Source organism: Pseudomonas sp. HMWF006 (assembly GCF_003061205.1).
Lineage (GTDB): Bacteria > Pseudomonadota > Gammaproteobacteria > Pseudomonadales > Pseudomonadaceae > Aquipseudomonas > Aquipseudomonas monsensis.
Window position 1 is genome coordinate 1 of the sequence record NZ_QAIU01000088.1, and the last position, 6,490, is coordinate 6,490.

Consider the following 6,490-nt stretch of genomic DNA (forward strand, 5'->3'; position numbering starts at 1 on the left):
ACGCCCCTCCGTTACCACCAATGCCGGCGCCGCCAATTGTGATTGTAATAACCTGCCCTGGCGTAACGGTTACACCAACTCTCAGGAGCGGCTGTCCAGCACCACCACCTGAACCACCACCAGCATTGTTTGCTGTAGCAGTTGTCCCTGCGGAACCGCCACCGCCGCCACCGGCCGCGCATCCTGAAACGTAAATCGTGGTGATCCCTGCGGGAACTGTAAAACTGCCAGATGCAGTGAACGTTGCTACTCCGTGCTTTGCCTTGATGATTGCTGAAATTGCGTCTGCAAGATCCGCTGCTCGACCCTTTACAGGTGGCACCCCACCAGCCACAAGAACGGCCATGATATTTTCTTGAAGATCATTCAGCCATGCAGCATCTACAATCGTCGATTGAACGCCGCCCACCGGATCGCCATCGGTGAATTTGTTGTCGACGGTTGCTCCAGCAGTATCAATTCTGTGCATAAATCATTCTCCGTACGCGAAGAGCGCGATGGTGTGGGCGGGTTTTAGTTGGTTGATCTTGCATTCAAGTGTGTCGTTGCCCCAGGTACGCAGTGGCTCACCTGAGGCCGACTGGCCGGAGCGGAAATAGGTAATGGAAACTGCTGGCGCACGAACAACCCAAGTAAAAGCCCAAGGGCCATTTGTTAATGGATCCCCCGCGGAAGAGTGGCCGGCCCTGAATGGCTTAAACTCCTCAATGGTTACTGTGTAACCAAGGGTGGCGGCCAGTTGAATGAAGTAACTGGGAGACTGGCCGCCAGTGCTGGTTAGCTTTGCAAGGAGTGCACTCCGGCGGCCTTGCAATGTTTCCTCGAGCGCGCCAGAACATTTATCTGGAAGACCAACAACTCGCTCCCAATCACCAAGCAGTTCAATAGTCGTCGCTGGATTTGCTTCTTCAGGAAGGGTTTCTGCCCTTGAATCAGCTCGAGCCAATTCGACGGACATCCCATCAAGAAGGTTATGTAATGTGGTACCGGATTCCCTGGGGAATGCTTGACCTGGTGGTAGCAGCGCTTTCAGCTGCTCCAGATAGTCGGCAGCTGTCGGCATAACGCCTCCTTAAAAGCTGGAGAAGGTGATTGTTCCGGGAATCGCCATATGCCCTGTCGCGTGAACCACATCCGTGGTCGGCGAGGTGATGGCATTGTCTGACTCGCCGGCGGCCAACGAGACAGACTCGCGAAGGCGACTAATAAGGATCGGGCTACCAGGTTTCGAATCGCGCACGATAAGATCGGCCACTTCGGCCCTCACAGCCGATTGAACGGCTGCCGTATTTGGCGAAAGTTTCACGGCCATATTCAGTGGATCCGCGATAGGAGCCGCAACGAATACTTCCGCAGTGACAGGACGGCGCGCATCGATGTAACTCTGCACCTCCGCCACCTTAGCTGGGGTAGGGACAATACTGGCCTCCCCGTCGCAGACAAATAAAACAGTAACCGTCCCCACCCCCATCTGAAGCGGATAGACCCAAGCCCTAGTTACACCGGGAACCTCCAGGGCCCACAGTTCGTAGTCTGATTCCGCTCCACCGTGAGGAGGTTGTCGAATCCGCTTCAGCAGCCGACTGAGCAACTGAGGATCGGTTTCAATATCGAGACCTCCATCGATGTCGGTGGCGGCGGCGCCGGTAGATTGCACGCCAGCGACGGGGGACAGGAGGAAAAGCGGGGTTCCCGCGGGAGAATCGCCAGCGGCACCCGCATCAACAGCTACGACCGTCGGCTGCAGCGTAGTGCCCGTGAATGTTCCGTCTGCTAGTACCCGGTATTGCACGCCGTCCTGCCGCTGGAGAATTGTCCCGGCCAGCACTGTCGAACCAATAGCCCCGGTGAGAAGAGCGGCGCCAGTCGAATAATCGGCAGCCTTGCGAAACACCTTCCAGATCGCGGCCCAACGCTCGAGATATTCCTTTTCGGCAGTATCAATGATCGCCTGCCTAGCCGCCCACTCCAGGAAGCCGTACAGCATATGCACTGCGCCCGCCTCAGACCGGCCGATTATTCCAAGCAGGGACCTGCGCAGCACAGCACTTTGTAGGCCAGTCACCCGGCCACTGATATCGGTGGTAACCCGGTCAATGAGTTCCGGTAATGTGGGTCTTGCAAATGGCATCAGGCAGCCCTCTTGCCGGCCTGTGCCGACCATTCGTAGTTATATCGATAGCGAACCGCTGGTCCGATCGGCCGGTCGATGTTGATTTCCAGCAGCATTACGCCCAAGGAGTAGAACGAAGCCGCGACGCTTATCGTGGTTGCGACCATGTCGTCGATCATCCAGGCCAGGGCTTCGCGACAGTACTGCTCTGCCCTGCTGAGAATCTGTGGCAACTGCTTCTCGCGGGCCAGCAGCCAGAGCAGCGACCCGGTCTGGTCAGTGGCGGACGCGTTAGTGATATCGCCCCAGTACCCACGCAGATCATCCTGCGGGTACTCCGGCGGGATCTGTTCGGCACTGGCGCGACGGTCAGTGAACAGGCTGATGATTACGGCTGTCTCTAGACCGTCGTCGCGCTCCAGGTCAAATCCTAAAAGCACGAGGTCGCCACCGAACTCGCTCATTACCATTGCGGCATCGGCCATCAGTTGGGTACTCCCGCGCCGCTATTGGAATGGGTGTGAGTGCTGTCGACGTGTTTGCCGTTGTTGGTAATAGTGCCGGTCGTGGTGATGTTCCCGACCACCTCCAGATTTCCGATGATTTTGATCGTCGGTGCTTCGACTTCAACGTGCTGAACGGCAGTCAACTTGATCATGTCGCGCAGGAGTTCGATCTTGTTTCCCTGATCGTCGTACATTGCGACCTCACCGGCTTCTAGCGGGATGCGGTACCGGCGGTCGTCAACAACCAGCACGATGCCCTGCTCTCGGTTTCCTCCGATGGCAGCGAAAGCTACGTCGCCGCCAGTTGGGTGACTGGTAAAGCCGTAGTTCTGCATGCGCTCTACACCATCACGCAGCTCGTCCTTCAACAGTTCTACCTGCAACTGCTGCCGGCCATTGGAGTCATTGACGCTGCGCAGAACTCCCCGAGCGAACATCATCATCACGCGGTTGCTGATATCGCGAATCGGGTTACCCATCCTTCTTGTCCTCTTCCCCGATGGCTTCTGCCCAAATATTTCGTCCGCCCCGCTTGCCCGCCTTACCCTTTGTTCCTTTTTTGGAATCAGGAGGCTCGGGCGAGAAGGCCTGTGGACTGACGATGTCGAGTTTCGTTGTGGTACCGCCTTCGCCACGCTCGTAGGTGGCCTGCCGAATGATCATTTGACCGTCCAGACGCAACCATGGCGACTTGACCTGCACCAGCATCCCCGCTTCCCAGAGCGGGCCGCCCGGGCTCTGGCGCCAGCCTTGCACGGTGATGGAGGCTGAAGCGGATTTTCCGAGTCGGCTGTTGGCCTCCCAAGTGGCACGCTCCTTGGCGCTGCCGGACGAACTGCCGGACTCAGCAACGATCAGCATTGGCCGATAACGCCTGATGCCGCTGTCACTGGCACCACCCTCGATGTGGGCCTCGGTCTCGCCCTCGCTGTAGGGGTTGTATGCGGCCTGCCCCTTGACCAGGTAGTTACGGAAGCGCTGACTGTGGTCGATGCTGCCGGAAGCGTTGAGTATGTTTTCGCCCTGGACTAGGCCGACCGACGCCCGTTTGTTGCCGGCACGCGTAATCAGAAGCCCGCCGGCGCCGTCCGGCATCAGCAAAAGCCGGCGCTGTCTTGCGTAACGCTCGATGGCCTCGAATGCCGTCTCCCCCTGTTGCAACTTACAAACGGGAAAAACCTCACCCACCGCGACATCGGCTGAAACGCCGACTTCAAAAGGCTTGGCCAGGATCTGAGCGAGGCGCAGAAGGTCGATGTTCTTCCACTCATCCGGGGTGTGCACGGCGCTGCAATCGATCAAATCAGCCGTTCGGTCACGCCCCTGAATGTTGATAGTGTGGTCCGTTGCGCTGAACGAGGGTTTGAAGATGTCGACGTAGCCGATCACCATCGGAATCCCGCCCAGCCTCACTTCGCACCGGTCACCCGGGAGAATTGGCCATGGCTCCGTTTGTGCGCCCGCCCCATCCTGCCCTTCCCAGCGCTCAGTCAGCGTCACCGTGAACGCCCCCGACGATGCATCAACTGCACGGGTGACACCGATCTGGGTCCACCCGGCGTAATTCATGCCGTTGACCAGCAGTTCAAGGTCATCCATTTGCAAGAACCTCGAGCACCTGTCCGCCGGTCAGGAACCCTGGTCGGCGGGGATCATTGCGCGCCACGATGTCGTCGGCGCGCCCTGCGTCCCCATACAGTTGATAGGCAACGACCAGGGACGGGAGCGTCTGCCGTGGCGAGAACGTAGCAAGTCGCGGCAGGTCCTGGTCTGGATTCGGCACAGCTTGGACCACGGCAGTTCTCAAGTCCGTGAGGGCGACGTAGACCAGGTCGTCGGTGGTTGCTTCGCTTTCCTCATCCAAACGGTCTGCGAGCTCCGTTCGGACCACAATCGCCGACTCGTAGCTGTCGTATTTCGTCGGCGCCGAAGTAGTTTTGGTACCGCCATTCGACACATCCTCAGTCGTCTGCGTGACGACCGCCGCCACCGCAGCTTGAGAAATTGCAGATTGGCGAACCACACCCGCGACAGCTGTGGCATTTTTCACCACCTGCTGCCGGCTGGGAGTGGCGGACGCAACGGGATCGCTATCCGAACTGTCATCGTTCGGGAAGTACCGGTCATACAGATTGATCAGCATCCCGAAGGCGCTGCTGCCGAAAGCCGAGCGGATACTGCCAATCGCGTCTACGACCTGGTTCGCGAAGTTGAAAGGCTCCTGAATCAGGTCGAATGCGTCAGAGCCGATGCTTCTGACCTTGTCGTAATAATCAGAGACCGCCTGGATATCGCTGGAGGCGATGAATTCAGGAGAGCTGAGGAAGTCGCTCAGGCCCTTGATCTGCGTGGTGGCGGCGTCGGCTACGAACGACGGGTAGCCCTTGGTGAGAAAGTCTGAAACGAAGCTGTTCTTGGCCGCCTCTGTGACCTCATTGCCCTTCTCGCTGATGGCGTTGACGCTGTCGACCTTCGCCGACGGGTAGGATACTTCGCCTGCCTCGAGAAACGTCATGGAGAGGGTGCAGGTTCCCCCTTCTTCCGACGACTCGCTCACTGTCAGCCCACGGCAAACTACCGTCAGCTCGCCACGATACGGGTGAACCAGAACGCCTGGGCCTGCCTGTTCGCAGGCCTTGATCAGTTCTTCCCGGGCGACGTCGTACTCCTTGCCAAGCAGATAGCCGGTGATTCCGAACTCCCTCGACTTGCGGCCGAGGTCCTCGGTATAGGGAATATCGCGCTGTGCTGTTTCGTGTACTGCCTGGCGCCGGCCATGACTGCTGTCCGCCGTGGACACAAAAAAGCCCACGCCGCGAAAAGTCGCCGCGCGGTAGTTGTCTCGCCAAGCCATGGAATTCTCCAGCGAATGCGATGACTCATCCATGATGAATGCTCAGGCATAATCATCAATTCGGGATCATCGCTAAATTAAGAGCAGCACGCGCTGCAATGCACACCACAAAGGACTGAATATGAAAAAAATCTTTGCCTTGTCGCTTATGCTACTGAGTCAGACCGCTCTTTCGGATGCACGACTTGAGTCGACAACAGTCGATGGCTTAACCGTTCCCGGAACTCCAGCCATAGGCAAAGCGCTTGGATTCACAAACTGCTCCGATAACACCGACTACTTCCGCTGTACGCGAGCCGTTCCAACAACTTTTTACGGTGCAAAAGCATCCAGCGCCGACATATTTTTCGATGGGAAGAATAATTTCGCGCTGAAATCCTCTTCAGGCTCAGGGCCGAAGGTTTCGACGCTGAGTCCTGATCAGCTTTCCTATCGGAGTGTGCGTTTTGAATTCGACCTTGAGCAAAAGGCAAAACTAGACGAGGCACTACTGGCTGACGGGTGGCTGAAAGAGGTCCAGGGAAATTCCCGGGATTACTACAAATCTGGCGTCGGTGCCAGCGTAGGATTCTTCAGATCAACCGCCAGCCTTAACCCAATCAGCCCCGCCGAGGCGACAATCAAATACAACACACTCAAGGCCAGGACTGCGGAGGCTGAGAAAGCAGCCTCAACCTCGCAGTCTTTTATCGATTCAATGAAGAACTGATCAGGGGTTGGCCATCGTGTAACCGATATCGGTGTCAAAGGTCGAACCCTGACTGCCCTCGGTTTTTACCTTGGAACCGGCTGGCACATTGTTCAGGTCAACCTGAACCCTTACCGACTGCGGTGGCTGCGTCACCTGCTGAGCAGCATCCCTGCCGATCTGTGCCGCGCGCCGACCAAGGTCGGTATTTGCCGCGCCGGTATCGGCCACCGACAAAGCACCTTCAGGGCTGCCGGCGGTGGCCGCCGGTGCGGCGCCTTGCCCAACTGTTACGGTCGCACCGTCTATCCCCAGCAATTCCTTTGCCC

8 protein-coding genes and 1 pseudogene are annotated in these 6,490 nt (G+C 57.8%); 1 reads left to right on the forward strand and 8 read right to left on the reverse strand.

Annotated elements, in window-relative coordinates:
* The 7 genes and pseudogenes from DBR24_RS03450 to DBR24_RS03480 all read right to left on the reverse strand — a co-directional run.
* Positions 1–469 (reverse strand): annotated as a pseudogene (locus DBR24_RS03450) (hypothetical protein); the annotation flags it as partial.
* A gap of 3 nt (positions 470–472) precedes the next feature.
* Positions 473–1,063 carry a YmfQ family protein gene (locus DBR24_RS03455; protein WP_128613894.1) on the reverse strand — a complete coding sequence of 197 codons (591 nt, stop codon included), beginning with the start codon at positions 1,061–1,063 and terminating at the stop codon, positions 473–475.
* A 9-nt stretch (positions 1,064–1,072) separates the two neighbouring features.
* Positions 1,073–1,987, reverse strand: a complete 915-nt coding sequence (locus DBR24_RS03460; protein WP_218278122.1) for a baseplate J/gp47 family protein — start codon at positions 1,985–1,987, stop codon at positions 1,073–1,075.
* A gap of 143 nt (positions 1,988–2,130) precedes the next feature.
* On the reverse strand, positions 2,131–2,598 hold the full coding sequence (locus DBR24_RS03465; protein ID WP_128613896.1) for a phage GP46 family protein: 468 nt from the start codon (positions 2,596–2,598) through the stop codon (positions 2,131–2,133).
* Positions 2,598–3,098 carry a phage baseplate assembly protein V gene (locus tag DBR24_RS03470; protein WP_128613897.1) on the reverse strand — a complete coding sequence of 167 codons (501 nt, stop codon included), beginning with the start codon at positions 3,096–3,098 and terminating at the stop codon, positions 2,598–2,600. Before DBR24_RS03470 ends, DBR24_RS03465 begins: the two co-directional genes overlap by 1 nt.
* Positions 3,091–4,218: a phage baseplate assembly protein gene (locus DBR24_RS03475; RefSeq protein WP_128613898.1), complete on the reverse strand. Its 1,128-nt coding sequence runs from the start codon at positions 4,216–4,218 to the stop codon at positions 3,091–3,093. The genes DBR24_RS03470 and DBR24_RS03475 overlap by 8 nt, the downstream gene beginning before the upstream one ends.
* Positions 4,211–5,473, reverse strand: a complete 1,263-nt coding sequence (locus DBR24_RS03480; RefSeq protein WP_256591260.1) for a DNA circularization protein — start codon at positions 5,471–5,473, stop codon at positions 4,211–4,213. Before DBR24_RS03480 ends, DBR24_RS03475 begins: the two co-directional genes overlap by 8 nt.
* Before the next feature lie 121 nt (positions 5,474–5,594).
* On the opposite strand from DBR24_RS03480, the gene DBR24_RS03485 reads away from it, so the two are divergent.
* Positions 5,595–6,182 carry a hypothetical protein gene (locus DBR24_RS03485; protein ID WP_128613900.1) on the forward strand — a complete coding sequence of 196 codons (588 nt, stop codon included), beginning with the start codon at positions 5,595–5,597 and terminating at the stop codon, positions 6,180–6,182.
* On the opposite strand, the gene DBR24_RS30890 is transcribed toward DBR24_RS03485, so the two are convergent.
* The coding region (locus DBR24_RS30890; protein ID WP_158277018.1) for a hypothetical protein at positions 6,183–6,490 on the reverse strand (308 nt) is incomplete at its 5' end. It lies immediately after the preceding gene.